Annotated in this window: 16 protein-coding genes; 6 read left to right on the plus strand and 10 right to left on the minus strand. The window is 50.3% G+C overall.

The genetic code is table 11. The annotated features are described in order from the left end of the window. Nucleotides 1-82 precede the first annotated feature (82 nt). The 6 genes from ACTG1P_RS01945 to ACTG1P_RS01970 all read left to right on the plus strand — a co-directional run bounded on the left by ACTG1P_RS01945 (nucleotide 83) and on the right by ACTG1P_RS01970 (nucleotide 13,489). The gene (locus tag ACTG1P_RS01945; RefSeq protein WP_069556478.1) at nucleotides 83-1,099 is read left to right on the plus strand and encodes an adhesion domain-containing protein; all 1,017 of its coding nucleotides are present in this window, start codon (nucleotides 83-85) and stop codon (nucleotides 1,097-1,099) included. 595 nt (nucleotides 1,100-1,694) lie between these two features. After that, nucleotides 1,695-6,461, plus strand: a complete 4,767-nt coding sequence (locus ACTG1P_RS01950; protein WP_440000337.1) for an inverse autotransporter beta domain-containing protein — start codon at nucleotides 1,695-1,697, stop codon at nucleotides 6,459-6,461. A 105-nt stretch (nucleotides 6,462-6,566) separates the two neighbouring features. Next, a complete protein-coding gene (locus ACTG1P_RS01955; RefSeq protein WP_440000338.1) occupies nucleotides 6,567-7,640 on the plus strand; it encodes a hypothetical protein in 1,074 nt (357 codons plus the stop codon). A 232-nt stretch (nucleotides 7,641-7,872) separates the two neighbouring features. Continuing rightward, nucleotides 7,873-8,745, plus strand: a complete 873-nt coding sequence (locus ACTG1P_RS01960; RefSeq protein WP_440000339.1) for a hypothetical protein — start codon at nucleotides 7,873-7,875, stop codon at nucleotides 8,743-8,745. 481 nt (nucleotides 8,746-9,226) lie between these two features. Beyond that, a complete protein-coding gene (locus tag ACTG1P_RS01965; RefSeq protein ID WP_440000340.1) occupies nucleotides 9,227-9,850 on the plus strand; it encodes a response regulator in 624 nt (207 codons plus the stop codon). 3 nt (nucleotides 9,851-9,853) lie between these two features. Beyond that, nucleotides 9,854-13,489 (plus strand): ATP-binding protein, encoded by a 3,636-nt coding sequence (locus tag ACTG1P_RS01970; RefSeq protein ID WP_440000341.1) that lies wholly within the window; start codon nucleotides 9,854-9,856, stop codon nucleotides 13,487-13,489. Nucleotides 13,490-13,578: 89 nt separating this feature from the next. Here ACTG1P_RS01970 and ACTG1P_RS01975 read toward each other — a convergent pair whose 3' ends face one another. From ACTG1P_RS01975 to ACTG1P_RS02020, 10 genes are all read right to left on the minus strand, one after another. Next, entirely contained in the window at nucleotides 13,579-14,811 is a 1,233-nt protein-coding gene (locus tag ACTG1P_RS01975; protein WP_440002269.1) for an EAL domain-containing response regulator, read from the minus strand. Between the two features lie 504 nt (nucleotides 14,812-15,315). Further along, on the minus strand, nucleotides 15,316-16,083 hold the full coding sequence (locus tag ACTG1P_RS01980) for an SDR family NAD(P)-dependent oxidoreductase (protein WP_278166535.1): 768 nt from the start codon (nucleotides 16,081-16,083) through the stop codon (nucleotides 15,316-15,318). 42 nt (nucleotides 16,084-16,125) lie between these two features. After that, nucleotides 16,126-16,815, minus strand: a complete 690-nt coding sequence (gene ompL / locus ACTG1P_RS01985; protein WP_236348609.1) for a porin OmpL — start codon at nucleotides 16,813-16,815, stop codon at nucleotides 16,126-16,128. A gap of 95 nt (nucleotides 16,816-16,910) precedes the next feature. Next, nucleotides 16,911-17,777 (minus strand): NAD(P)-dependent oxidoreductase, encoded by an 867-nt coding sequence (locus tag ACTG1P_RS01990; RefSeq protein WP_440000342.1) that lies wholly within the window; start codon nucleotides 17,775-17,777, stop codon nucleotides 16,911-16,913. Next, entirely contained in the window at nucleotides 17,774-18,661 is an 888-nt protein-coding gene (locus ACTG1P_RS01995) for an SMP-30/gluconolactonase/LRE family protein (RefSeq protein WP_440000343.1), read from the minus strand. Before ACTG1P_RS01995 ends, ACTG1P_RS01990 begins: the two co-directional genes overlap by 4 nt. After that, the gene (locus ACTG1P_RS02000; RefSeq protein ID WP_005346308.1) at nucleotides 18,654-19,547 is read right to left on the minus strand and encodes an aldose 1-epimerase; all 894 of its coding nucleotides are present in this window, start codon (nucleotides 19,545-19,547) and stop codon (nucleotides 18,654-18,656) included. The genes ACTG1P_RS01995 and ACTG1P_RS02000 overlap by 8 nt, the downstream gene beginning before the upstream one ends. Next, the gene (locus ACTG1P_RS02005) at nucleotides 19,547-20,335 is read right to left on the minus strand and encodes an HpcH/HpaI aldolase family protein (RefSeq protein WP_236348611.1); all 789 of its coding nucleotides are present in this window, start codon (nucleotides 20,333-20,335) and stop codon (nucleotides 19,547-19,549) included. The genes ACTG1P_RS02000 and ACTG1P_RS02005 overlap by 1 nt, the downstream gene beginning before the upstream one ends. 11 nt (nucleotides 20,336-20,346) lie before the next feature. Beyond that, entirely contained in the window at nucleotides 20,347-22,101 is a 1,755-nt protein-coding gene (gene araD, locus ACTG1P_RS02010) for an L-arabinonate dehydratase (protein WP_440000344.1), read from the minus strand. Between the two features lie 64 nt (nucleotides 22,102-22,165). After that, complete coding sequence (locus ACTG1P_RS02015; RefSeq protein ID WP_440000345.1) at nucleotides 22,166-23,623, minus strand: glycoside-pentoside-hexuronide (GPH):cation symporter; 1,458 nt, start codon at nucleotides 23,621-23,623, stop codon at nucleotides 22,166-22,168. A gap of 62 nt (nucleotides 23,624-23,685) precedes the next feature. Continuing rightward, on the minus strand, nucleotides 23,686-25,074 hold the full coding sequence (locus tag ACTG1P_RS02020; protein ID WP_234881673.1) for a glycoside-pentoside-hexuronide (GPH):cation symporter: 1,389 nt from the start codon (nucleotides 25,072-25,074) through the stop codon (nucleotides 23,686-23,688). Nucleotides 25,075-25,648: the final 574 nt, after the last annotated feature.

A 25,648-nucleotide genomic window follows, 5' to 3' on the forward strand; every position in this document is an offset into this window, starting at 1 on the left:
GGTCTATACCGGGCCTCCTTTTTTGTCCACAAACGGGTTGGCAATAAGTTCATAGAGTGACGTGTTAACCAAAGGAGGAACTATGATCTTTCCCCTACGTATATATCCAGCCGCGTGTTTGCCAAAGATAGGGTGCATGGTGTTGCTTCTGCTGGCTGGACAATCAGCGAATGCGAAGGTGAGTGATTCGACAGCTGTAATTCACGGGCGTGGGGCTCCGACAGCACCCGCCATGACATTTAAAGCAATGACACAAGATCAGTATTTGCGTGTGGATCGCGTTGACAATTCCGTTGATCCGGATGGCGATGAGATTACTTACCAGACACGTTGGTGTTCTGAACCGTCTGGTCAGGGATCTTGTTCGTTCGGTGATGCTCAGCTGATGTCAGAATCTGTGGGCTATTACGTTGGGGCTCGTGCTGTCACCCCACGAGGTTATCCGCAAGCCACCCAAGGTGGCAGTGTCTGGACTGAACTGGCCACTGGCCGGATACCGAAAGTCACCAATATCCAGGTCAACCGTGGCCAGTTGGCCGGGCCAGGAACAGCGGTCTCAGCCAATTACCTGTATGAAGATCTGGATGGGGACCTTGAAGGAGCCAGTCGCTATCAGTGGTACGCCAATGGCGTTGCTATCGCCGGTGAAACGGCACGCGAATACATGGTGAAAGAGACCGATCTCAACAAAGATCTGGCCGTAGAGGTCGAGCCGATTGCCCAGAGTGGCTTGGCAAATCGAGGTAGAAAGATGGCATCTGCGGTGTGGAAAGTAGCCCATCTCACAGTCAAAGTGGGGGCGCTCACCTTTCACAGGTCTGCGGTGTCGGGTCAACTGGCTTCCAACAGTAGCGCAACGACCACTTGCCAGCAGCGAGGGATGAGATTACCGACAAGGGCTGAGTATCAGTTTCTCTATAATGCCTATCCAGGTAATAAAATTTCTTCTGTGATCGGATGGCCAACAAACATCTATGCATTTTGGACTTCAGACGTTCACACCAACGGTAGCGTGCATTGGGCATTCAGATTGGATAACGGAACTACTAACGGAACATATTCGGTTAATAATGAATATTATCTTTGTGTCAGTGGGTGATTAATCTCTTATTAAAAAAAGACCGCCAAGGCGGTCTTTTTATTTGTCAACACCATTTGATACAGCATAAGAATAAGTGGCGAAAAGCTACTTGAGTGCTTGTGTCTGGCAAGAAATTAAAAAATGGGTTTATGCTGTTTCAACAGAGCAGACCCGCGAATAGTAGCAGTGTGTAGAAATGATAATCAAGATGTTATGTATAAAAAAGCCGCCTGCTGGCGGCAAAACGTTCAGGCTTGTTAAAGTCGGAAGTCTGACTCTATGCAATGTGTAACCAGTTTTCGAAGCACGACTCGTGGTTGCACAGGTGGATGATTTCATAGGTTGCAAAATAATTCCCGTAGGAAATTTCGCATTTCCTTTCTTTTATCTGAATATTGTCATGGAAAAGGTTTTTCTTTCTATTAACCCCTTGATTGCAAATGATTTCTGCAATTTGCCCGCATGCAAGTGTGGGGTAATTCCTACAGATAGTGTCGTCTCGACCTACATAGCAGGTCGTGCCAGTTAGGTATTATATGCGGAGTTGGCTAGTTCTTGAGCTTTATCAGCGCAAGCAGCCATAACTTGTAATAACCGAAGTGAGCTTTTCAATATGTTTAAAAAAAGTCGCGTATATCAGCTGGTATGGACTTACCTCTTTATCGGCCACAATGCCGTGTTGCCCGTTGCATACGCGGCTGGCTCGGTGATTGAAACCAAAAAGCGCCATGAACAATCTTCAGAGAATACCTATACCGTCAAGGTTGGCGACAGCCTGAGCGGGATTGCCAAAGCATATGGTGTGCCCGTTCATATTCTGCTTGCCATGAACGATAGCCGGTTGGCGACTCATCCTCTCGAAGTTGGTCAAAAGATTGTGGTACCAGTGGCGGGATCATTGCCGGAACTCGGTGGCAACAATTCGCTTAAGCTGACTGCGAGCAATGAAAAAACAAAATCTGTTGGGGATTACGCAGCGGAAAATGCTGCGCGCATTGCTACTCAGTTTGCAACAAGCGATGGCGTTGAGGTTGACGAGACTCTGGCTGCTAAAGTTGCACGCCAGACTTACGGCAATGCCGACAATGCATCTGCTGTTGCTGGTACATCCTATGGTGCCAAAGAAGAAGCGCAATACTGGAAGCGTCAAGCAGTTTCCGGTTTTGAAGCCGAAGCCAACCAGTATGCTCAGGAGCTGGTAGGCAAGGGAACAGCAAGAGCAAAGATTGCCCTTGATGATGACATGAACATTGCCGAGTCATCCCTTGATGTGCTGATGCCATTCGCAGAGAGCGAGTCGCGTATGCCGTTTGTGCAAGGTGGGGTCAGAAAATCCAGCAATGACAACGTCACCGCCAACATTGGTATCGGCCAGCGCCATTTCACCAAAGATTGGATGCTCGGTTACAACGCCTTTTATGACCAGGATTTCACCGAGAGCGCTTCTCGTGCCGGTATCGGTGCCGAAGCTTGGCGTGACAATCTCAAGATGTCTGCAAACGGCTATGTCCCGCTGAGCTCTTGGAAAGAAAGCGACAATATCGAAGATCACTTATCCCGTGCGGCCAGTGGCATTGATGTCAACATTCAAGCCTATCTGCCATCGCATCCGGCACTGTCTGGCTCAGTTACCGCAGAGAAATATTTTGGCGACAACGTGGACATTCTGGGCTCCCAGAAGCTGGAGAAAGATCCCCATGCCATTACCTTGGGTGTCGGTTATCAGCCGGTTCCGTTGGTTAAGTTTGATGCCAAGCACACTGAAGCATCAGGTGGTCAGAGCAACAGCCAGGTTGGGGTAAATCTTGAGTGGCGTCTGGGCGAGTCTCTCAACAACATGTTGGATGGCAGCAAGGTCAACAAGTCCATGCAGGGCATGCGCTATGACTTGGTCGAGCGTAACAACCAGATTGTTCTCGAATACACCAAGGCACAACTGATGTCTGTGGGTTTACCGCAGCTGCTTAGTGCGTTCGAAAACAGCCCGTTTGATATTTCACTGCAGGAAGTGCGCAGCAAACACCCTATTGCCGAGATTGTTTGGCAGAGTCCCTTGTTTGACAAGCTTGCCATCCCGGCTGCGCAGTTGAGCGGTGCAAATCTGACGACTCTGCGCTTGCCCGAGCTGCCCGCATTTGAAGCAGAAGGCAGCAATATCTACGGCATTACAGTCATTGTCCGTGACATAAAGGGTAACGAGGTCAGTGCTTATAGCACCCTCGAGGTACTGCAAAGTCGTACCAGACCTGAGGTTGATGATCCGAACGGGGACAAGGATGGTGACGGCCTGACCAACGGCCAGGAGAACCAGCTTGGTACCGATCCGGATAACAAAGACACCGACGGCGACGGTATTGACGACAAGACCGAAGTGGACAACGGCTCCAACCCGCTTGACCCGAACGACCCGGTGGTTGATCCGAACGGGGACAAAGATGGTGACGGCCTGACCAACGGCGAGGAGAACCAGCTTGGTACCGATCCGGATAACAAAGACACCGACGGTGACGGCGTTGACGACAAGACCGAAGTGGACAATGGCTCCAACCCGCTTGACCCGAACGATCCGGTGGTTGATCCGAACGGGGACCGCGACGGTGACGGCCTGACCAACGGCCAGGAGAACCAGCTTGGTACCGATCCGGATAACAAAGACACCGACGGCGACGGCATTGACGACAAGACCGAGGTGGACAACGGCACCAACCCGCTAGATCCGAAAGATCCGGCCGGTGATCCGAATTCTGACCGTGATGGTGACGGTCTGACTGATGGCCAAGAGAACCAGCTTGGTACCGATCCGGATAACAAAGACACCGACGGCGACGGCATTGACGACAAGACCGAAGTGGACAACGGCTCCAACCCGCTTGACCCGAACGACCCGGTGGTTGATCCGAACGGGGACAAAGATGGTGACGGCCTGACCAACGGCCAGGAGAACCAGCTTGGTACCGATCCGGATAACAAAGACACCGACGGCGACGGCATTGACGACAAGACCGAAGTGGACAACGGCTCCAACCCGCTTGACCCGAACGACCCGGTGGTTGATCCGAACGGGGACAAAGATGGTGACGGCCTGACCAACGGCCAGGAGAACCAGCTTGGTACCGATCCGGATAACAAAGACACCGACGGCGACGGTATTGACGACAAGACCGAAGTGGACAACGGCTCCAACCCGCTTGACCCGAACGACCCGGTGGTTGATCCGAACGGGGACAAAGATGGTGACGGCCTGACCAACGGCCAGGAGAACCAGCTTGGTACCGATCCGGATAACAAAGACACCGACGGCGACGGTATTGACGACAAGACCGAAGTGGACAACGGCTCAAACCCGCTTGACCCGAACGACCCGGTGGTTGATCCGAACGGGGACAAAGATGGTGACGGCCTGACCAACGGCCAGGAGAACCAGCTTGGTACCGATCCGGATAACAAAGACACCGACGGCGACGGCATTGACGACAAGACCGAAGTGGACAACGGCTCCAACCCGCTTGACCCGAACGACCCGGTGGTTGATCCGAACGGGGACAAAGATGGTGACGGCCTGACCAACGGCCAGGAGAACCAGCTTGGTACCGATCCGGATAACAAAGACACCGACGGCGACGGCATTGACGACAAGACCGAAGTGGACAACGGCTCAAACCCGCTTGACCCGAACGACCCGGTGGTTGATCCGAACGGGGACAAAGATGGTGACGGCCTGACCAACGGCCAGGAGAACCAGCTTGGTACCGATCCGGATAACAAAGACACCGACGGCGACGGCATTGACGACAAGACCGAAGTGGACAACGGCTCCAACCCGCTTGACCCGAACGACCCGGTGGTTGATCCGAACGGGGACAAAGATGGTGACGGCCTGACCAACGGCCAGGAGAACCAGCTTGGTACCGATCCGGATAACAAAGACACCGACGGCGACGGCATTGACGACAAGACCGAAGTGGACAACGGCTCCAACCCGCTTGACCCGAACGATCCGGTGGTTGATCCGAACGGGGACAAAGATGGTGACGGCCTGACCAACGGCCAGGAGAACCAGCTTGGTACCGATCCGGATAACAAAGACACCGACGGCGACGGCATTGACGACAAGACCGAAGTGGACAACGGCTCAAACCCGCTTGACCCGAACGACCCGGTGGTTGATCCGAACGGGGACAAAGATGGTGACGGCCTGACCAACGGCCAGGAGAACCAGCTTGGTACCGATCCGGATAACAAAGACACCGACGGCGACGGCATTGACGACAAGACCGAAGTGGACAACGGCTCCAACCCGCTTGACCCGAACGACCCGGTGGTTGATCCGAACGGGGACAAAGATGGTGACGGCCTGACCAACGGCCAGGAGAACCAGCTTGGTACCGATCCGGATAACAAAGACACCGACGGCGACGGCATTGACGACAAGACCGAAGTGGACAACGGCTCAAACCCGCTTGACCCGAACGACCCGGTGGTTGATCCGAACGGGGACAAAGATGGTGACGGCCTGACCAACGGCCAGGAGAACCAGCTTGGTACCGATCCGGATAACAAAGACACCGACGGCGACGGCATTGACGACAAGACCGAAGTGGACAACGGCTCCAACCCGCTTGACCCGAACGACCCGGTGGTTGATCCGAACGGGGACAAAGATGGTGACGGCCTGACCAACGGCCAGGAGAACCAGCTTGGTACCGATCCGGATAACAAAGACACCGACGGCGACGGCATTGACGACAAGACCGAAGTGGACAACGGCTCCAACCCGCTTGACCCGAACGATCCGCTTAACGGTGGTATGAAGTTGAGTGATAACAGCCTGACCGTTGTACGCAATAACGCGGTACCGAATGGCGTTGACAGTAACGAGTTGCAGGTGGCGGTAGTAGATGCTGCAGGCAATCCCAAAGCGGGCGTCACTGTATCGTGGACCACCAGTGCTGGCACCTTGTCTGGCGCAACCAGTGTTACTGATGCCAACGGTATTGCGCACATTGAGGTGGTACATAACGCGATTGATGTTGTTACCGTGACTGCGTCCTTGCTCGGAAACAGCCAACAAGCGGATGTGAATTTTGCTGCAGGTCAGATTGCAACTGATGGCGTACGGGTAACGGATCAGACGGGAGGCGATGTGCCTGTCAATGCACCCGTAGGTACCACCCTCTATGCGAATGTGCGTCTCGAAGGTGAATCAGTAGGGCAAACGGGCCGAGCGGATATGCAACTGACAGACGGCAGCCGTCTGACTTATCAGTGGCAGCGAACCAATGATGGCGTGAACTGGAGCGATATCGGCACCCAGGATCGCTACACCACGACAGGTGCGGATCAGGGTTACACCTTCCGTGTCCATGTCATCGCAAAGTGATGGCGAAGCGATAAGGTAACTCGCAAACCATCTTGTTAGTAGCAACGGGTAGCCCATCTGATGATGGGCTACCTAGATAAAGAAGTAACAAACAGGAAATTTTAAATGAAGCATATCAACAAGTCTGGCCACAAGCGCCCTGCAATTCGTCGTACTACCTTGGCTGCTGGCCTGTTGGCTGCACTGTTGAGCCATGGTGCAGCTGCATTGGTATCCACCAATAGCGCGGGTCCTATCCATGGCCGTCAGATTACCGTGGTGGCCACACCTGAGATTGTAGGTCTGGGGGTTGTAGGGGTTCCGATAACATTGCCTGCAGTACCGGGTACCGCGGATGCGGATGGTGATGCACTGACCGACTGGTATTATGTGTGGCAGCTGGATGGTACTGATGTGGGAACAGAACAGCTCGCCGGTAGTATTGATGCTATTCCGCCATACACTCCGACAGCAGCTGATGCGGGTAAAAAATTGACTCTCAAATTGCGTGCCGTTGCCGATGCGCGAAGCTTCCCGGTGGCAACCCGCTACTCAGCGGATAGCCTCTCCAATGAAATCACCATCGCTGCTGGTGATCTGGAAATCGGTGGCGAAGGCCCCATTATCGGCATTGATACGGATGGCAACGGTACTGGCGCCGAGAACCAGGAGATCAAAGTCGATATCGGATCCTCTGTCACTAACAACAACACCGGTGGCGATTTGGAATGGAGCATCGCCGGGGCTGATAGTGGTCAGTTCACCATCGATGACAATGGTGTGCTGACCCTCAAGCCGCAAAACTTCGAAGATCCTGTAGATAGCGATGGCAATGGCACTTATGTGGTTGAGGTAACAGTGAAGGATCCGGCAACGGGTGCAGAAGATACCATCACTATCACTATCACCATCACTGATGCTGCTGAAAATGCAACCGCAGTCAAGGTCGTGGATGCCACAGGTACCGAGATCACCGGTAACCCGATTGTTGGCGATGTACTCCACTCCGCCGTGACCCTGGATGATGGTTTGGGTGAGAAACTTGACCGCACTGATGCCACCTACCAGTGGCAGCGTCGTGACACCGTCAATTCCGGTACTTGGGAGGATGTGGGTGGTGACAACCCGACCTATACCGTGACGGGTGCTGACCAGGGCTTCGAGTTCCGGGTTGATGCAAATGGTAAAGGCCCTAAATAAAACCTAAATAGTCAATAGGTAGAAAAGGGACGAGTGAGTCAGTGAATAGCAGGGTGTCAGGTATTTTGCCATGAATAATGTGGCAAATATTAAAGCTGCCTTTCGTCACCAGCTTGCTCGTTCCTTTTTTTGTACTATATTTTTCAAGAATTCATTGTTTGGTGTATATACCAACATCTAGTTAATAATGTATGTCAACGGTAGGTACTGAGGCATCATTGAGAGCAAAAATATGAACTACATAGAAAAATTATCCCGATCCTGGCTACCGTACCTTTGGGTGCCAACGATCCTCTATGTTGCGTTGAGTAACGTAGTCAACGCCCAAGGCAGTAATGCTACTCTGCCTGTCCATGGTCGCCAGCCAGATGCGCCAACTAATGTCACCATATCTGCTACCAATGGTGTTGCTAGCGTCACCAACTCTGCTTATCGCGATATCGATGGTGATGCATTCAACCGCTGGTCTTATCAATGGAGCCCAACAAAGTCAGACACCAACGTAGCCTCGACCAATGCCACATATAACATTATTCCCGGCCAGGAGATATTTGTCAGGGTCGGTGCATTGGCTGCAACTGGCTTCCCTGATGCCACCAGAACAAGTAACTGGTCAGAGTGGTCGCCGGGATATAAAGTGGATGCTGACATTTTCACGTTTGGTACCTGTAACAGCAATAATTTTGTTTATTCTGATAGAATCAATACCCGTGCCTATGTCTTTGTTGGTAGAATCTATTTAAATGGCACTATTGTAGGTAGTGCGAGTAACTTCAACGATTTGAACAACAGCACAACTGTAGCCTTGAATAAACCCATACGAAGCTTCAATATATGGCAAGCAACAAATACAGCTATCAGTAATACAACTTATTATTTGGAGTTTTCAGAGATTACATATATGGATAACACCAGTGTAGTTATTGCTAACAGTCCTGGTGATGATACTTATAAAACTAATCAAAGGCCGATCCCTAGCCCATTCTCCGCCACTGGTAGGTATGCGAACGGGGGAAGGGTCGTCGCAATTGCTGCTTGTGCTGACATGCGTAGTAGTAACTGGCAAGGATATACAGGGATTCGCTTTGCGCTTGCTCCGGTGTGATAAGTTATAGTTTAACGTCGGTTTGATCCCTAATCTTGATGACAGAAGGCCTCAGCATCGCTGGGGCCAATTTATTTGTCCTTGGGGTTAAGTTATCATAAGCCTGTTTTTAGTTTTTCTGCTCTTTAAAAAAGATAGAAATACCTTGCTTAACGAAAATATATATAACAGCTTAGTACCAGTGTTGATATTTCATAAATCGATTTAGTTGCCTCAATATCAATAAATATTACATGATGAGTCGGATTAATGTCAGATTGTCGAGACTGGCATGACGACGGTTGCCGGCTAGGGTACACACATTAATCCGTTTTTTAAAGTTGCTATACTCATTTATAAATCATAAATGATACTCATCATGTAACCGTTGCTCGAATTCACTATACAGAACGTTCCAGCGGCCATCTTGTGTATAGACTTGCAATGTTCTATATTTATAGATGAATATTAAACCATTATTTAATATGTAAAAAGGAATTATATGGCAAGTATCATGGTCGTAGATGATCATCCAGCTATCAGGATGGCAGTAGGTATCTTGTTAAAAAATAAAGGGCACCAAATCTGTGGCGAGTTCGACAATGGCATTGATGCCTTGGCTCAGATCCGACAAGAGTCACCCGATATCCTGGTACTGGATATTAATATTCCTCGTATTGATGGTTTTGATGTCATCAAGCGCTGCAATGAGTTGGCTATGCCACCCAGAATAATAGTGCTAAGTGCTCATGACAGCGATCATGTTAAAACCCGTTGTATTCAGTTGGGCGTCTCAGCCTTTGTCTCCAAACTTGACGATTTGACCAAGCTATCATCCGTAGTCGAGCAAGTTCTGGCTGGCTATGTACTGTTTGATCACGCTCTTCGTTTTGATGCAGCCAACATGTCAGATATCGATAGCAAAGAGGCGTTGAAGGCGCTCTCAATGCGTGAGATGAGTGTACTGATGGCGCTGGCAAGAGGTGATAATAATAAAAAAATTGCTAACGACTTGGTATTAAGTGAAAAAACCATTAGTACCTATAAAACAAGGCTGATGACCAAGTTGCAGCTTAACAATATCGTCGACCTGCTAAACTTTGCCAAGCGTAACAATCTGGTATAAGTTATGAATAAACTATTTATATTATGTGTTTTACTCTTTCTGACAGTGACGGTAAATGCAGAAAGTGGTGACGATACTGTAACCAGTATGCCTATTTATTCACGCGAGCTGGCACTACATAATGGTTATTCAACCTCTATATTCAGTAGTGGCGAAAAAGAATGGTTGCGTGGTAAAAATCATTTGATTGTGGCTGTGCCGGAGCCAGACAACCCTCCCCTGGATATCTCACAAGTTGCTAACGAATATGAGGGGGTGACAGCTGATGTGATTGGCTTGCTCTCTTCGAAGCTCGGTATCCCAATTATTGCCAAACGGTATGAGAACCGTTCGGCAGCGTTAAAAGCCATTCGCCATGGTGAAGTCGACATTATTGGTTCAGCTAATGCATATGAAGAGTTTCAGGGATATTTATTGACCAAGCCATACGTATATGACAAGCCTACATTGTATATACGGCAGGGAATCAAGGTCGAAGATGTCAAGTCGATCGCTGTGCCACAGGATTATCTGCCAGATGAGTTTTTCAATTCTATATTTAGTGATAAAATAATAACAAAATACTCTGGCCGTTATAGTGCACTGGCAAGTGTTGCGTACCAAAGAAATGATGCTGTATTAGTTGACCAGTTATCAGGGAACTATTTAACAAATAAATTTTATCTTGAGAGTGTTGAGTTTGGTCATTTTGTCCAATTTAATTCATTCGGATTTTCATTTGCACTTGCACCTGAAAACAAGCAGCTGCAACGACTTATTAATAAGGCAATTGATGATATTCCCTCAACCGTGATTAATTCGATCTATGAGCGCTGGTCTGGAGGAGGAATGTCTTTAATCGATGGCGATCTTAATTTAACTGCAGCAGAGCTGTCTTATCTTAAGAAAAAGAAATCGATAACATTTGCGGTAAATGACCGGATCCCACCGATGGGGTTTATTGATAAGGATGGATATTATCGTGGTATATTATCAGATCTGATTCAAGCCGTTAGAATGAGACTTGGCGTAGATGTCAATATTGTTGTGATGGATGATTTGCGCCAACAGTTAGATGCGATAGAGTCTGGTGGTGCTGATATTGCCATTTCGAGTCCCGATAGAAAATATTATCAAAAATTATTATTTAGTAGAGCTATTGTACTAGATCCGCTTGTTTATGTTGTTCGTAAGGAAAATCGCGATCACTATTTAGATGCCGCAACAGTCTTGCATGATGGACCGTTAGCTCTGGTGAAAAATACAATAGCGGAAAAGGTAGTTGATGAATATAAGAGCGAAAACTTACGTATTACCTATTTTGAACGGTATGATAGTGCACTTGCATGTGTAGAAAGTAGATTGTGCAATGCTGCTATTGTGCCACTACGTCCAGCAAATTACTTTATTAATACTAACCATATTGATACATTGGTTGTCGCTGGTGAGTTGTATGACTCACAACCGATATCTGGTGCATTTACTGCACGTGGTGATAATGAGGTCTTAATTAGAGTCATGGATAAAGTTTTAGCGTCAATTCCTCCAGCTGAATTGGACGTGTTATCCAGCCGTTGGCGGGTGAGTGCCAAACAAGAGACATTAACTATTGATGATGTTTTTCATCAGTTTTGGCTGGAAATATTAATAGTAACATTAGCATTGCTAATAATTTTATCTTGGGCATTTATTTTACGTCAACAAAATTTGGCACGTATAAAAGCTCAGCTAGAATTAAATCAGCAGCTTAAGTTTATGGATGATCTTGTTGATAGTATTCCACATCCTATATTTGCTCGCGATAAATATAACAACTTTATTCTCTGCAATAAAAGTTATTGTACTTTTATTGGTGCTGAGAAAGCACAGATGCTTGGTGCAAATATAGAAGAGTTACCAATTTCAAAGAAATCTCAAATAGAGCTTCGTGATATTTATAGAAAGTTGAATGAAAATGGAACAAGCTACGAAGGCGATCATCTGCTTGAGTTAGCTGATGGTCGTTCATTCCATGTCTATTATTGGTTACATATATATCACGATTTATCTGGTGAGATTGGCGGACTGATTGGAGGCTGGCTTGATATCAGTGAGCGTCATCGTTTGATGGAAAAATTGGCAACCGAGTCACAACGTGCTGATTACGCAAATAGAGCAAAAACCACGTTTTTGGCGACTATGAGTCATGAGATTCGTACCCCAATGAATGCTATTATTGGTTTGCTAGAATTGACTCTTCGGAAAGGGGGTATCAGCAAGCAAGCGTATGAATCGATTGAAATAGCGCTTAACTCCGCCACAGAATTGCTTGGGTTGATTGGGGATATTCTTGATATATCAAAAATCGAGTCTGGCAAGCTTGAACTAGCGCCTTCACCTCACAGCATCGCTGATCTTAGCCGCTCAGTACTTAATGTTTTCTCAGCTAATGCTAGAGAGAAAGGATTATTTCTTACCTGTGAGATAGAATCCGATGAGTCCGTTTTGATCGACTCTATGCGCTATAAACAGATAATATCAAATTTAATCAGTAATGCGATTAAGTTTACTAAAGAAGGCGGTGTAGATCTAAGTCTAACTTTGTTAACTGAAGGAGACGATTGTTTAGTTAAAATAAAGATTGTCGATACTGGTATAGGGATCAGCTTGGAGGATCAAGCACGTCTATTTCAACCCTTCAGTCAAGCGGAACACTCTAAAGATGAGTATCGCTCTGGTACCGGTTTAGGTTTGCTTATCTGTCGAACATTGTGTGAAATGATGGGTGGATCACTCGACCTGGTGAGTGAAAAGGGAGTAGGGACAACGGTAACTGTATATCTTCGCGTACCTGTCGTTGATCCAGGATCGATTGAGGTGAGTGTATTACCAGCGTTCAGTGAAACTCAGCTGAATGTTACTCGCGCCAGTAAAATTTTGATTATCGATGATCACCCGACTAATCGATTGCTCGTCAGTCAACAACTAGCTTTTTTGGGACATGAAGTCAAAACGGCAAAGTCAGGTCGTGATGCTTTGTTGCAACTAGCTGATCAACGCTTCGATTTTATTATTACTGATTTCAATATGCCGGATATAAATGGGTTGGACTTTACTGCGCGTTATCGTCAACAAGAGCATGACGAGCGGCGTGAACGTACTGTTATCATCGGTTTGACGGCGGATGCAAGGCAAGAGCAGATCCAGCATGCCATTGAAGTAGGGATGGATGATTGTTTATTCAAACCAGTTAGCCTCGATGAAATCAGAGATTGCCTTGCGGCTCATGATCGCCGTCCAATGGTTGATAAGCAAACGTCAGCCGCAGATGTTGCTGCTAGGATCGATAAGGTTCTTGGTAGCTTGGCCGGTAACAACACTGAGCTTATGCTTCCTTTGATACACGAATTCATCAAAGCAACGAATGATGATATTAACATGCTCTCATTAGCCAGTAATGATGAGGATAGTCGTCGCTTCCTTGATCACTTGCACAGAATTAAAGGTGGAGCCAGGATCATTGGTGCAGAGCGCTTGGTTGAATGCTGTACCGAGTGGGAGCGATCGCCTCGTTTGAGTTGGTGTATGCCTAGCGCACTCCGCCAGTTGGAAGATATATATTGTGAAGTCAAGGAAGGTGTTGATTTCTGGGAGAAAATGAGGGACATAAATAAAGTTTAGATAGTAGTTCTAACTCTTTAAATATAGGTGGAGTCCCGGAATTTATATATCTTTTTAAAATTCCGGGACTATATGTATATTGGGCTAAATCAGTTTTCTGAAATGATATCTTTAGCTTTGTTTTTCCAACCCTCATGCCAAGTGGCTAGCTCATGATATGGCATTGCTTTACCCGAAATAAAGCCTTGGCATGTGTGGCAACCTAGTTTGTCCAGCAGTTGCCAAGTCTCTTTATCTTCAACGCCTTCAGCCACTGTTTTTAACCCAAGATTATTCGCCAGTTTGATGCTTGATTCTACAATTGTCATGTGAGATGTCATGCTGTGGCAGTGGTCGACAAAGCTACGATCGAGCTTTAGTTCGGTGAAGGGAAGTAATGCAAGTTGTTGTAGCGATGAGTATCCAGTCCCAAAATCATCAATCGAAATGCCGAAGCCATGCATTCTCAATCTCGTTAATATCTCGAGTGCTTGGCCGATATCTTCAGTAAATGCACTTTCTGTAATTTCTAAGATGACTTGCTCGGGATTTATTTGGTTCAGGCCACAGTGTAGCAGCAAAAAATTGCTCAAACTTTTATCAACAAGTGAACTGGCTGATAAATTTAGTGATATGTTTAAAGATGGCTTGGTTTTAGCACATTCATGATAATGTGAGAGAGCCTCACGAATAATCATCTCGGTCAGTGAGTGCATCAGACCATGTTTTTCTGCTAACGGAATGAAGACGTCCGGTGATATCATTCCATGTGTTGGATGAGGCCATCGAGCAAGGACTTCGACGCCAGACCATTCTCCAGAGGAAAAATGTACTTTAGGTTGAAACCAAGGTTCTAACTGCCCATGCTGAATCGCATATTTCAGGTCAATATTGGTAATTCGTGGTTCTTGTTTTTTATCGGATAAAACGCTTGGTACTGGTGACCAACGGCCGATTAATGCTTCTAGCTGAGAAGGATTGGTCGGTTTATCAACTTTACCTAATATTTGCAGACCAAATTCTGCTCCCATTCGCAATACTGCATCGACTACATCGTTCTCTAGCACACTAGAAAGAATGATTCCTCCATTAAATCCTGTAGAGGAGAGTCTTCGTAGTAGCGCCATGCCATCCATTCCTGGGAGCCTTAGATCACAGAACAGAATGTCAACGCAGTTTTGTTCACAAACCTCCAGCGCATCAAACCCATCCTTTGCCTCTAAAATATGTTGGAAACCCATGTTGCTAAGCATACTGACCAGTATGGTACGGTGAAGTGCGTAGTCTTCTACAATCAGGAGTACCTTGTCTCTATTGTTCCCGATATGTGCATGTGCCTCCATATTGCTATTTTTCCTCTTGAAATAATACATTGGTGGTGTCGGGTGGAGCTTCATCAAGCTGCTTTGTATGAATGACTTAGCTTTGACATCTATTTTAGCAGCTTATATGAAGAAGTGTGTTTGAGGGGACACGTAAATATTCTGACAGGCAATCTCTGGCGATCTACTGAAGTGCGGTCATTGGGATAGTGACAACAAGTCGTAGGATATGTGTTACAGCGTTGACCTTAACTGCATGAGAAGATGATCATTACTTTTCAGTGATGATTTATTTTTTACCATGTTAGATTTTTGATTTGTATATTCTTTTCAATATATGCTGATTACAAAAAAAGTGTGACTACCAATCTGCTTGCCCCTCCAAGGAGGGGCCTTTTTGTTATTGGAGGGATGACTTGTTTATGCATTTTTGTTTATGAATATAAGCTCGATTATCTTAGGTTAGGCATTCTCTAAAAATTCACAGATAGATTATCTACTTGCAGTTAAATTGTTACTCTGATCCTAATTAAGGGTCAGACCTGCATCAACAATGAAATCCTGGCCAGTACAGCCATTGGACTCGTCAGAACCGAGGAAGAGGGCCATGCGAGCACAATGTGAGCCATCGAGACGGAATTTGAGTGCTTGCAGTTCGACAAACTGGTTCACCGCGGCAGGGTCGAGTTGCGCCCACATCGCATCCTGTTTTGGGGTACGGATTGCGCCTGGGACCAGGCTGTTAACCCGAATGCCTCTTGCGCCCAACTCCTGCGCCAGGGTACGGGTAAAACCATGGATAGCGGCTTTTGACAGGGAGTAGCAGACTCTCCCGGGGCGACCCCTCATCCAGTTGATGGATCCCATATTGATGATACTGCCGCTCCCTTTTTGCTCCATGCCTGGCAGCACGGCTTGGATCGCAAACAACTGGTGACGCAGATTGATATTGATGCGGTTTTCGAAATACTCCTCGGTCAGATCCTCTATTTTGTGGTGATCATCGCTGCCCGCGTTGTTGATCAGGATATCGACACTGCCCAGCTGTTGTTCAACGGTCGTAAAACACGCTTTGAGCAGAGTCAGGTCGGTGACATCGCAAAACAGAAACAGGCAGTTGAGCTCATGCGCGAGTGCTTCGCCTGCTGATTTATCAAAATCGAGGAAGGCGACTTTGGCACCCTGGCTGACAAAGGCGCGCACCAACTCTTCGCCAATACCACTGGCGCCACCTGTGATAACGGCGACCTTGCCGGCAATAGAGTGATATTGTACTTGCTGGGAATAGTTCATAACTGCTCTCCGTGAGTCATAGATTGAATTCATCTGGCAACATTAGAAAAAGTATTTAACACCAATGCGGATCCGGTATGCTTCTGCATCATAGGCAATATTTCTATCGTACCACTGTAATTCAAGATAAGGCATCCATTGTGGATTGATGCGGTAACGGGTTTGACTGGTTAGCTCCCAGTGATGATCTTTCCCATTAGCACTATTGAAATTGTTAACACGAGAAAAATAGTGCGATTCAAAAGTATGGGTCAAGGCTGGCGTTATTTTATTGACAATATACAGTGCATATTCATTGGTGTCGTTATTATCGCCATAACCATCAAGATCCGTAGTTAGATAATTTTGATGATTGTAACGGTATCGTGCAATAACGGAAAAGTTATCGGTAAAGTTGTACTTTCCATCCAGATACGCAGAACCACCAGATCCAGAGCTAGAGGAGTTAACCAAACCACCTGCATTGACCGAGAGTTTAGTGGTTAAATTTAATAGCGGATACCATCCCTCAATTTCGTTATAACTGTGCTTTAGCTTGTCTAGTTTCTCGGTGTTATACGCATTGCTGGCCATAATCCCGGCACCAGAGTCCCAGTTATAGCCGAGTCGCAACAATAACTCATGTTGGTCGGTAGCAAAGTTAAATGCCTCACGGCTTTCAAAATAACCGCCCGCGAAAGCTGCGTTGCAGCATATAAGAGGGATTAAGCATATTTTGGGGTGGATACGCATAGTGATTGACTCGCCAATGGTAAGTTGATATTAAATCGTGCAGCGATTGGCATGAGGTAAATTAATTACCTCATGCGATGGTTTTTATCAGCCAGCTATTGAATGTTTTGCTTTACCAACTTATAAGTGGCACAGAAATCCTCACGGCCCAAACCGTTATTCAGGCCTTGCTGGTAAATGTTATTCACCAATTCGACTCCGGGCAGGGTCAGCGCCTCTTCGCCCATTAGGTTCTTCATGATGCCGATATCTTTGGCCATGTTCTCCAGCGAGAAGACTGTGTCGTAGTTCTCGGCGATCAGGGCACCTATCTTGCTGGTCAGATAGAAGTTGCTGCCGCCACCGTAAGAGACTGCGGTGTTGAAGCTCTCTTTATCGATGCCGAAGTGATCGGCGGTGGCCAGCATTTCGTTGACACTGTTCTGAATTTGGGCGACCAAGGTGTTGTGCAGCACCTTCATGATCAAACCACGGCCATTACCCCCCAGGTGGATCTGGTTGCTGCCCATCATGGCCAGCAACGGCTTGACCTTTTTGTAGGCGGACAGGTCGCCACCTATGTAGATCCCGAGCTCGGCAGCCACGGCGGCAGGGACCGATTTGACCACGGGCGCATCGAGCATCACGGCACCGGTTTCTGCTACCTGGCGGGATAAGGCGATTGACACGGCCGGGTCAATGGTGGACATGTCGATGGTGATCTTGCCGGGGCAAAGGTGTGGCAGCAGTTCGGTATAGACCGCTTTGACGTGTTCGGAGCGCGGTACCATGGAGATGATCACATCCGCATCGGCTGCCAACCTTGCAATGGCAGGGGAGGCGATGGCGCCTGCATCGACCACCCGGGCGACAGCCTCCTGATTGATATCGAATACCAACACATTGCCATCAAATTTTTTGACGATGTTCTTTGACATCGCTTCGCCCATCAGACCAAGACCGATAAAGCCGATAGTTTTCATCCGTTGTTTTCCTTAAATGTGGGTTTAGCAAGACCGGCGATGTCAACACGCATGCTGAACAGCGCACCTGAGAGCGGACGTGCTGCCAGTTCGGCGGCGTCCATATTTTCGCGAGTGGTGGTGATGAAGAGGGTCTTCATGTCCTCACCACCAAAACAGACCATGGTGGGGCAACGTACCGGCAAGGGATATTCGGCCAGCAATACCCCCTCTGCAGAGAAGCGGGCGATACGATGGCCGTCAAACAGGGCGCTCCAGTAGCATCCTTCGACATCGATTGCAGCCCCATCTGGGCGCCCTTCGCCGGCGCTGGCTGCAAACTTGCGCAGCAGTTGCCGTTGACCGAGTGAGCCGTCGCGGGCCAACGGAGTGCGATAAAGGCGGCGGTTGGGGGTATCAGTGGTGTACATCCAGCGCATGTCCGGGCTGAATGCCAAGCCATTGGCTCCCAGAATGTCGCACTGGATCACCGACATCTGCAGCTCGGCATCAACCCGGCATAGCAGGGCTCCGTTGTAATCTCGTGGGCTCCAGTAAGTGCCTGCATAGAAACGACCCGCCTGATCGGTACCGCCATCATTAAAACGGGCCAGTGCTGGGTTATTGGGGTTATCGGCGACTTTTCGCTCGATCTGGCCGTGCTGATCGCACAGATAGATCCCGGTGCGCATCGCTGCGATAAAGCCACCCTGTTCGCGCAGGGCAAAACAGCCCACTTCTTCGGGGAAGGGGATTGTCGTCATGACGCTGCTTTCGGGGTGATAGCGGTGCAGGCAACGCTCGAGAATATCGGTCCAGTAGAGCGCCTGTTCAGCAGTGCTCCAGGTCGGGCACTCGGGCAGATGGCCGCGGTAGTCGGCCAGTAGCAGAGCAGGATTAGGCATAGTGAGAAACCTCAAGCAGCATGGCGATCTGCAACTGCCCATTGGCTGGCACAGTGGCCATGGCCAGCGCAGGATCACCAAAGCCACCGTTGTTGATGGCATCGTTGATATGAGAAACCGGCTCGATGGCGATGAAGTCACGATCGGCGGGCGGCAGAAACAGGATGGCGTGAGGCGCATCGGGTGAGCTCAGGGTCACCATCAGCTTCTCATCTGGCCAGCGCACCCGTGCACAACCACTCCAGTGATGGAAGCAGTTATCGACACTGGCGGGTTCAGGTTTGCGCCAGGTGCGATAGTTCCATTGGGCCGGTAGTGGCGCGAGACCAGTGGGCAGGGACTTGTGGTCGTTGAGTACCACACCGCCTGCGTCGAACTGGATCTCGGCGTGCGCCGCACGGGGAAAATAGGGGTGAAAGCCCAGCCCAGCCGGGACAGCGTGATCAGCCAGATTGTGGTAAGTGAGTACGATATGCAGCGCATTATCTTGCAGGGTAAAGCGCTGAGTTGCCCGATAAGGCCAGGGCCATTGCGCCGCGGATGCTCCCTGTGCGTCATGGTGCAGGGTCAGCACGACAGAGTCATCATCTGCATCCCCTTCTTGCCATGGCTGCTGCCAGCCGTTGCCATGAATTGAGTGGGGATGATCGCCAAAATTACGCAGCAGGGCGTAATCACATCCGGCGAAGTGAAACCGTCCATGAGCGATACGGTTGGAGTAAGGTACCAGGGGAAAGCAGCCCCCCTGGTTGACCGTGACGTTCTGACCATCGGGCAGGGAGCGCAAGATCTCCCTGCCATGCCAGGTCAGTTTGCCGATAGCGCCACCCAGCTCGGGGATGAGCTCCAGATCAAGCGGGCCGCTTTGGCGGTGAAGCCTCTTCATCAGTAAACCTCGCCACCGGATATGCTCAGACGTTCCCCCCGGATCGCGGCGAGCTGTTCACGGGCGCGAGCCAGCAGGTAACTCATGTCGGAGCCGAGCGCCACGAAGCTAAAACCCATCTCTTGATATTTGTTCACCAGCTCGGGGTTGCCACCGACGATCCCGCAAGGCAATCCCAAGCGCTGGCACTTCTCCAGCCCTTCGCGGATCTTGGCTTGCACCTCGGAGTGAGAAGGATTGCCAATATGGCCCATGGCTGCGCTCATATCGCCGGGGCCGATAAAGAAGCCGGTCACTCCTTCAATGGCCATCTCTTCCATGGCATCAATGGCGTCAGGGGTCTCAATTTGCAGGATCAGGCAGAGCTCTTCCCGGGCTTTACGCACGAATTCAGGGTCGGCACCGTAACCGGACGCACGATGCACCGCGGCAAAGCCGCGTTTGCCCAGGGGAGGGTAGTAGGCCGCCTCTACCGCTTTGCGGGCTTCTGCTGCACTGTTGACAAACGGCACCATCAGCGATGTTGCACCGCCATCCAGCGCCCGTTTGATCAACACTGTGTCGTTCCAGGCCAGGCGGTAGAGTGGGGTGGTGGCCGGGTTGCTGGCACGAATGGCGCGATCGATGCGGATCGCATCCAGGCTATCGACCGGTACATGTTCCTGGTCCAGCACCAAAAAATCGAAACCGACAGTCGCCATGGCTTCCGCCACCGTATCGCTGCCAGTCATCATCCAGGTGCCCAGTGGGCGTGGACCTTGAGTAATCGCAAGTTTGAACGGATTCATTGTTTGCTCCTTTAAAAAATCGGGGGCTCGGGCACTTTGCTGCCAGCCTGGAGGAAATCGAAGTCACAGCCCTGATCGGCCTGGGTCACATGTTGTTGATAGAGTGCGGCATAAGAGCGTTCATAAACTTTGTGTACCGGTTTGAGCGTGCGGCGGCGCTCGGCCAGCTCTTCATCACTGACCAGCATGTTGAGACGGCCATTGGCGATATCGAGCTCGATGAGGTCACCGGTACGTACCAGTGCCAGTGGTCCACCAATAGCCGCTTCAGGGGCAACATGCAGGATGCAGGTGCCATAGTGAGTACCGGACATGCGGGCATCGCTGATCCGCACCATGTCGGTGACGCCTTGTTGCAGCAGCTTTTTCGGGATTGGCAGGTTGCCCCACTCCGGCATGCCCGGCGCGCCGACCGGGCCGGCATTGCGCAGGATAATCACTGACTCCTTGGTTACCTCCAGGGCTGGGTCATCGATGCGATCCGAGAGCTCTTGATGGCTGTCAAAGACGATGGCGGGGCCCTTGTGGTGACGCAGTTCGGGTTTGGCGGCAGATGATTTCATCACAGCTCCGTTGGGACACAGATTGCCGCGCAATACTGTCAATGCACATCCACGGGAGAGCGGTACAACAGGGTTATCGAGCGAGCGGATCACGTTGTCGTCATAACAGGTCGCGTTGGCAATCCACTGTGCAACGGGACGATTGGTGACCCCGATCGCATCGAGGTGGAGGAATGACTCCACCTTTTTCAGCTGGGCCATCAGACCGCCGGCGAAGAAGAACTCCTCCATCAACTGATCACCAGAGGGAAACAGATTGGCCAGCACAGGGACTTCCCGTGCTACCGACTCCATGTCTTCCAGAGTGAGGTTGATGCCTGCCCGGTTGGCCATCGCAATCATGTGGATCGCGGCATTGGTGGAGCCGCCGAGCGCCATGTAGGCCACTACGCCATTGAGGAAGTTGGCTCGGGTCAGCCAGCGGGAAGGTTTGTGATCATGCCACACCATGTCGACGATGATTTGGCCGCATTGGGCTGTCATCTGGACGTGTCGCGAGTCAGCGGCGGGGATGGAGCTGGCCCCCGGCAACATAAAGCCCATGGCATCGGCGATGGAGGTCATGGTGGATGCCGTGCCCATGGTATTGCAGGTGCCGATGGAGCGAGTCATCGCCCCCTCCAGCTCGATCCAGTCATGCTGGGTAATGGCCCCCAAGCGCAATTGGTCCCAGAACTTCTTGGTATGGGTACCGGCACCGGTGACATGGCCGCGCCATTTGCCGCTCGACATGGGGCCGGCGGGACAGAAGATCACCGGCAAGTCCATCGAGATGGCACCCATCAGCAGGGCTGGCGTGGATTTGTCGCAACCGCCGAGCAGCACGGCCCCATCGATCGGATGCTGGCGCAGCAGCTCTTCTGCCTCCATCGCCAGAAAGTTGCGATAGAGCATGGTGGTCGGCTTGACCAATACTTCCCCGACCGACAGCGCGGGCAATTCAACGGGGTAGCCCCCCGCGGCCCAGACGGCTCGTTTGACGGCCTCGGCGCGCTCACGCAGGTGGCTATGGCAGGGGCTCATTTCACTCCAGGTATTGATGATCCCGATCACGGGCTTGCCCATGAATTCGTCGCGGTTCAAGCCACTTTGCTGACTGCGTTGACGGTGGGCGAAGGCACGGATGGTGTCGGGGGCATACCAGCGTTGGCTACGCAGCGCCGAGATATCGAGCTTGGCCAGGTTTTCACTGTTGAATGACATAGGAATACCGCTCTCTTTGTCTGATTTGATTAAGGATTAATTCAATAAAAACAGCATGTTAAATTCACCCATTCTGACCTGCGCGAAGAGGATGGCTGTCAGGCGATGGAGTAGATTGCTCATGTATCCGGTGATGGGGTCTCCGGGGAGAAGCAAGGGCATGGCGTTGTGCCAGCTCCCGGACGATCTGTTGATAGCGGGCATCAGTGAGCGGGTAGAACAGCAACATCAAGGCTGCAGCGCAAATCAGGGCGCAGATCGGGTAGAGAAACATCAGATTGGCGATGCTGCTTTGGGTCTCGGAGCTTTGCGTCGCGTTGGGAACATAGCCTGACCATGCCAGCACCAGCCCGGGAATGAGGCCCGCAAGCGCGGCCGAGCATTTGCGGCAGAAGGTCAGACTGCAGTAGACCAGCCCCTCTGTGCGGATGCCGGTTTTCCATTCCCCATACTCGACGGTGTCAGAGATGAACGCCCAGTTGAGACTGTTGACGAAAGCGGATCCCCACAGGGCCAGGGAGGTGAAGAGGATGTAATCGAGAGCACTCTCGCTGTAGAGGTAGTTGAGCAGATCACCGCATATCCACACGCCAATTCCGGCCAAATAGACAGGCAGTTTGCCAAAACGGTGCACGGCAAAGGGAACCAGCAATACCCCCAGGTAGATACACCCTATGCTGATGAAGCTCATGTAGGCGATCATCGATACATCGCCAATCACATATTGGGCGTAAAAAACTTGAACAATCAGCTTGGTGTTGAACGCTGCCAGCGTCAGCAAATTGGCCAGCGCCAGGATGCCCAGCGGACGGTTTGCCAGCACGGCCCGTGCGTTTGTTTGTACTGCCGAAAACCCCGATTCGTTGACAACCGATGGCAGCACATGGCGTTCACGAACTCTGCTGTAGCAAAAGAGTACTGCGGCAGCCCCCATGACCGAATAAATCAGTACCGCAACGCTATAGCCGACCTGTGGCTTGTCAAACAGCAATACCAGCGGCATGAACCCCACCGAACAGAGCAGTAATCCGGTATTGGCTCCCCCCTGGCGCCAGGCGGCGAGCTCGGCTCGGTCCTGGAGTCGCTTGGTGAGGGCCGGGACCATGGCGCCATAGGAGGCATTGCCAAAACTGTAAAAGGCACCAAACATCATGAACAGCAGGGTAAACAGCACTGTTTTAGCGATGACCGAGAGCTCAACGCTGGTAAACAGGGCGGTGTTGATAAGAGCCAGTGGCACTATCGTCCAGAGCAGGAAGGGGCGAAATTTACCTCTGGGGCCGAGTTCGGAACGATTATCCAGCACGCTGCCGGTCACCAGATCGGTGCAGGCGGTAAAGAACTTCGAAACCAGAAAGATTGCTCCGGCCCATGCTGCCGGAATGGCGGCCACATCGGTCAGGAAGATCAGCAAATAGAGAGTTGTGCAGTTGAGCAGGAAGTTATAGCCGAGATCACCCACTCCGTAGGCCATCTTTTCCTGCCATGCCAGACGGTCACTTGCCACATTGCGATATGTCATGGGATCACTTCCTTGAAGAGAGCAACAGCGTGGCCAGCACGCCGTTGCCTGTTGCATGAGCGTCAGCTTTGGGTAGCAGCCACACGGCGGGCACCAAGACTGGCGATGATCTCTTGATAGCGCTGCTCGTTGAGGGTGTAGAAGAGGGCCATCACCAGCGCCGTTACGATAGCCAGGCTTGCCGGGTAGATGAAAATCAGCCCAGTGATCCCAGCTTTGGCTGCATCGGTTTGCTCCACATTGGGCATATAGCCAACCAGTGCCAGAGCGAACCCGGGGACGAACCCTGCGATAGCTTGCGAACATTTTCTAAAGAAGGTCATGCCGCAGTAGACCAAGCCTTCGGTACGGGTACCGGTTTTCCACTCACCGTACTCAACGGTATCTGAGACAAACGCCCAGTTAAGGCTGTTGACGAAAGAGGTGCCAAAGAACGCCAGCGAGGTGAACAGCACGTAACTCATGACAGTGCCACCGAACAGGTAGTTGGCAATGTCGCCGGAGATCCACAGGCACAATCCGGCCAGATAGACAGGTTTTTTGCCGAAGCGGCGTACCAGCGCAGGCACAGACAACACCCCGAGGTAGATGCACCCCATGCTGACAAAGCTCATGTAAGAGACCATGGAGACATCACCTAGAATGTACTGTGCGTAGAAGACCTGCACGGTGAGTTTGACGTTGAATGCGGAGAGGGTCAGCAGGTTGGCTACTGCCAGCACCAGCAACTGGTTGTTCTTGAGTACCGCCTTGAGCCCCTCCTTGATGGTGGGCTTCTCGACTATCTGGTCAGGGTCATTACCTATGATGGTGTGGTGTTCTTTGACGTTGAGGTAGCAAAAGAGTACCGCCGCCAAGCCGACCGAGGTGTAGGCTAGGGCTGCCACCATGTAGCCGGTCTCCTGGGATTCAAACAACATGGCGATGGGCATGAAACCGACGGTGGCCAGCAACAGGCCTGTGTTGGCTCCGCCCTGACGCCAGGCTGCCAGCTCTGCGCGATCCTGAACATTTTTGGTCATAGAGGGCACCATGGCGCCATAGCTGGCATTGCCCAGGCTAAAAAACAGGCCAAATGCCATGAAGCAGACGATGAACAGGGTGGTCTTGGTCTCGCTGTCGAGCTCAAAATTGCAAAACAGCAACATGTTGCAGACAAACAGCGGCACTATGGTCCAGAGCAGCATCGGACGAAACTTGCCGCGAGGTCCGAAGCTCTTGCGGGTGTCGAGGAAAATGCCGGTGCCTAGGTCGGTGAAGCCGGTGAACACTTTCGCCACCAAAAAGATGACGCCTGCCCACGCCGCATTGATGCCTGCTACATCGGTCAGAAATTTAAGCAGATAGAGGGTGGTGATATTCAATACAAAGTTGTAACCAAAATCGCCGACGCCATAGGCAAGTTTTTCCCTAAAAGGCAGTCTGCTTTCGATATGCGCCTGAACAACCATTTTATTCTCCATAGTGTGGAATCCATCCGGCAGATCAATAATCGTAGCGGTGCGATTGCTGGCGCAAGGGTGATTATTGAAAAGTGGGATCCAGATCGAGAGATTGCGCTGGTGGTTAAGGATTCTCTTACAAATGGTGTTTGCAGGTGAGCTAAACGTTTTCGTGTGGCGGGTATTGGTTGGTGATCGAGATCGCTGTTTGGGTTTTACGCGATTGAAATGAAATCGTAGCGCTATTATTGTGTTGGCGAGCAAGCGGGGATGGCCCGACTAAACAGGAGCTTATGCAATGCAACTCGAATTTTCGTCACAGGCATTAACGATTCAGCATCAGCAGCAGTTGTTATTTTCTCATCAAGCGGATGCCCCGGCGTTTTATATAGGCAAGGGCCGGGAAAAAATGGAAATTTATCGCGGCAACTTTGACATCGAAGACTATATCGAGTCTCGCGTTGCATTGGCTCATATCGAACAGGTTGACAACAACCTGTTTATTTTTGCCCCGAATGCCTTTACCCCTGCTTTGCTACAGGTGGCAGTGGTGTGTGATGGCGATGATGTGATGCTTTATCCG

Origin of the sequence: Aeromonas sp. 11P (assembly GCF_051920165.1) — a bacterium.
Taxonomy (GTDB): domain Bacteria; phylum Pseudomonadota; class Gammaproteobacteria; order Enterobacterales; family Aeromonadaceae; genus Aeromonas; species Aeromonas veronii.

Coding starts and splice junctions, on each gene's coding strand:
- ACTG1P_RS02000 (WP_005346308.1), bottom strand. CDS start 19,547: ATGAAGAGGCTTCACCGCCAAAGCGGCCCGCTTGATCTGGAGCTCATC.
- ACTG1P_RS02005 (WP_236348611.1), bottom strand. CDS start 20,335: ATGAATCCGTTCAAACTTGCGATTACTCAAGGTCCACGCCCACTGGGC.
- ACTG1P_RS01965 (WP_440000340.1), top strand. CDS start 9,227: ATGGCAAGTATCATGGTCGTAGATGATCATCCAGCTATCAGGATGGCA.
- ACTG1P_RS01995 (WP_440000343.1), bottom strand. CDS start 18,661: ATGCCTAATCCTGCTCTGCTACTGGCCGACTACCGCGGCCATCTGCCC.
- ACTG1P_RS01960 (WP_440000339.1), top strand. CDS start 7,873: ATGAACTACATAGAAAAATTATCCCGATCCTGGCTACCGTACCTTTGG.
- ACTG1P_RS01945 (WP_069556478.1), top strand. CDS start 83: ATGATCTTTCCCCTACGTATATATCCAGCCGCGTGTTTGCCAAAGATA.
- ACTG1P_RS01970 (WP_440000341.1), top strand. CDS start 9,854: ATGAATAAACTATTTATATTATGTGTTTTACTCTTTCTGACAGTGACG.
- ACTG1P_RS01955 (WP_440000338.1), top strand. CDS start 6,567: ATGAAGCATATCAACAAGTCTGGCCACAAGCGCCCTGCAATTCGTCGT.
- ACTG1P_RS01990 (WP_440000342.1), bottom strand. CDS start 17,777: ATGAAAACTATCGGCTTTATCGGTCTTGGTCTGATGGGCGAAGCGATG.
- ACTG1P_RS01980 (WP_278166535.1), bottom strand. CDS start 16,083: ATGAACTATTCCCAGCAAGTACAATATCACTCTATTGCCGGCAAGGTC.
- ACTG1P_RS01950 (WP_440000337.1), top strand. CDS start 1,695: ATGTTTAAAAAAAGTCGCGTATATCAGCTGGTATGGACTTACCTCTTT.
- ACTG1P_RS02015 (WP_440000345.1), bottom strand. CDS start 23,623: ATGACATATCGCAATGTGGCAAGTGACCGTCTGGCATGGCAGGAAAAG.
- ACTG1P_RS01975 (WP_440002269.1), bottom strand. CDS start 14,811: ATGGAGGCACATGCACATATCGGGAACAATAGAGACAAGGTACTCCTG.
- ompL (WP_236348609.1), bottom strand. CDS start 16,815: ATGCGTATCCACCCCAAAATATGCTTAATCCCTCTTATATGCTGCAAC.
- araD (WP_440000344.1), bottom strand. CDS start 22,101: ATGTCATTCAACAGTGAAAACCTGGCCAAGCTCGATATCTCGGCGCTG.
- ACTG1P_RS02020 (WP_234881673.1), bottom strand. CDS start 25,074: ATGGTTGTTCAGGCGCATATCGAAAGCAGACTGCCTTTTAGGGAAAAA.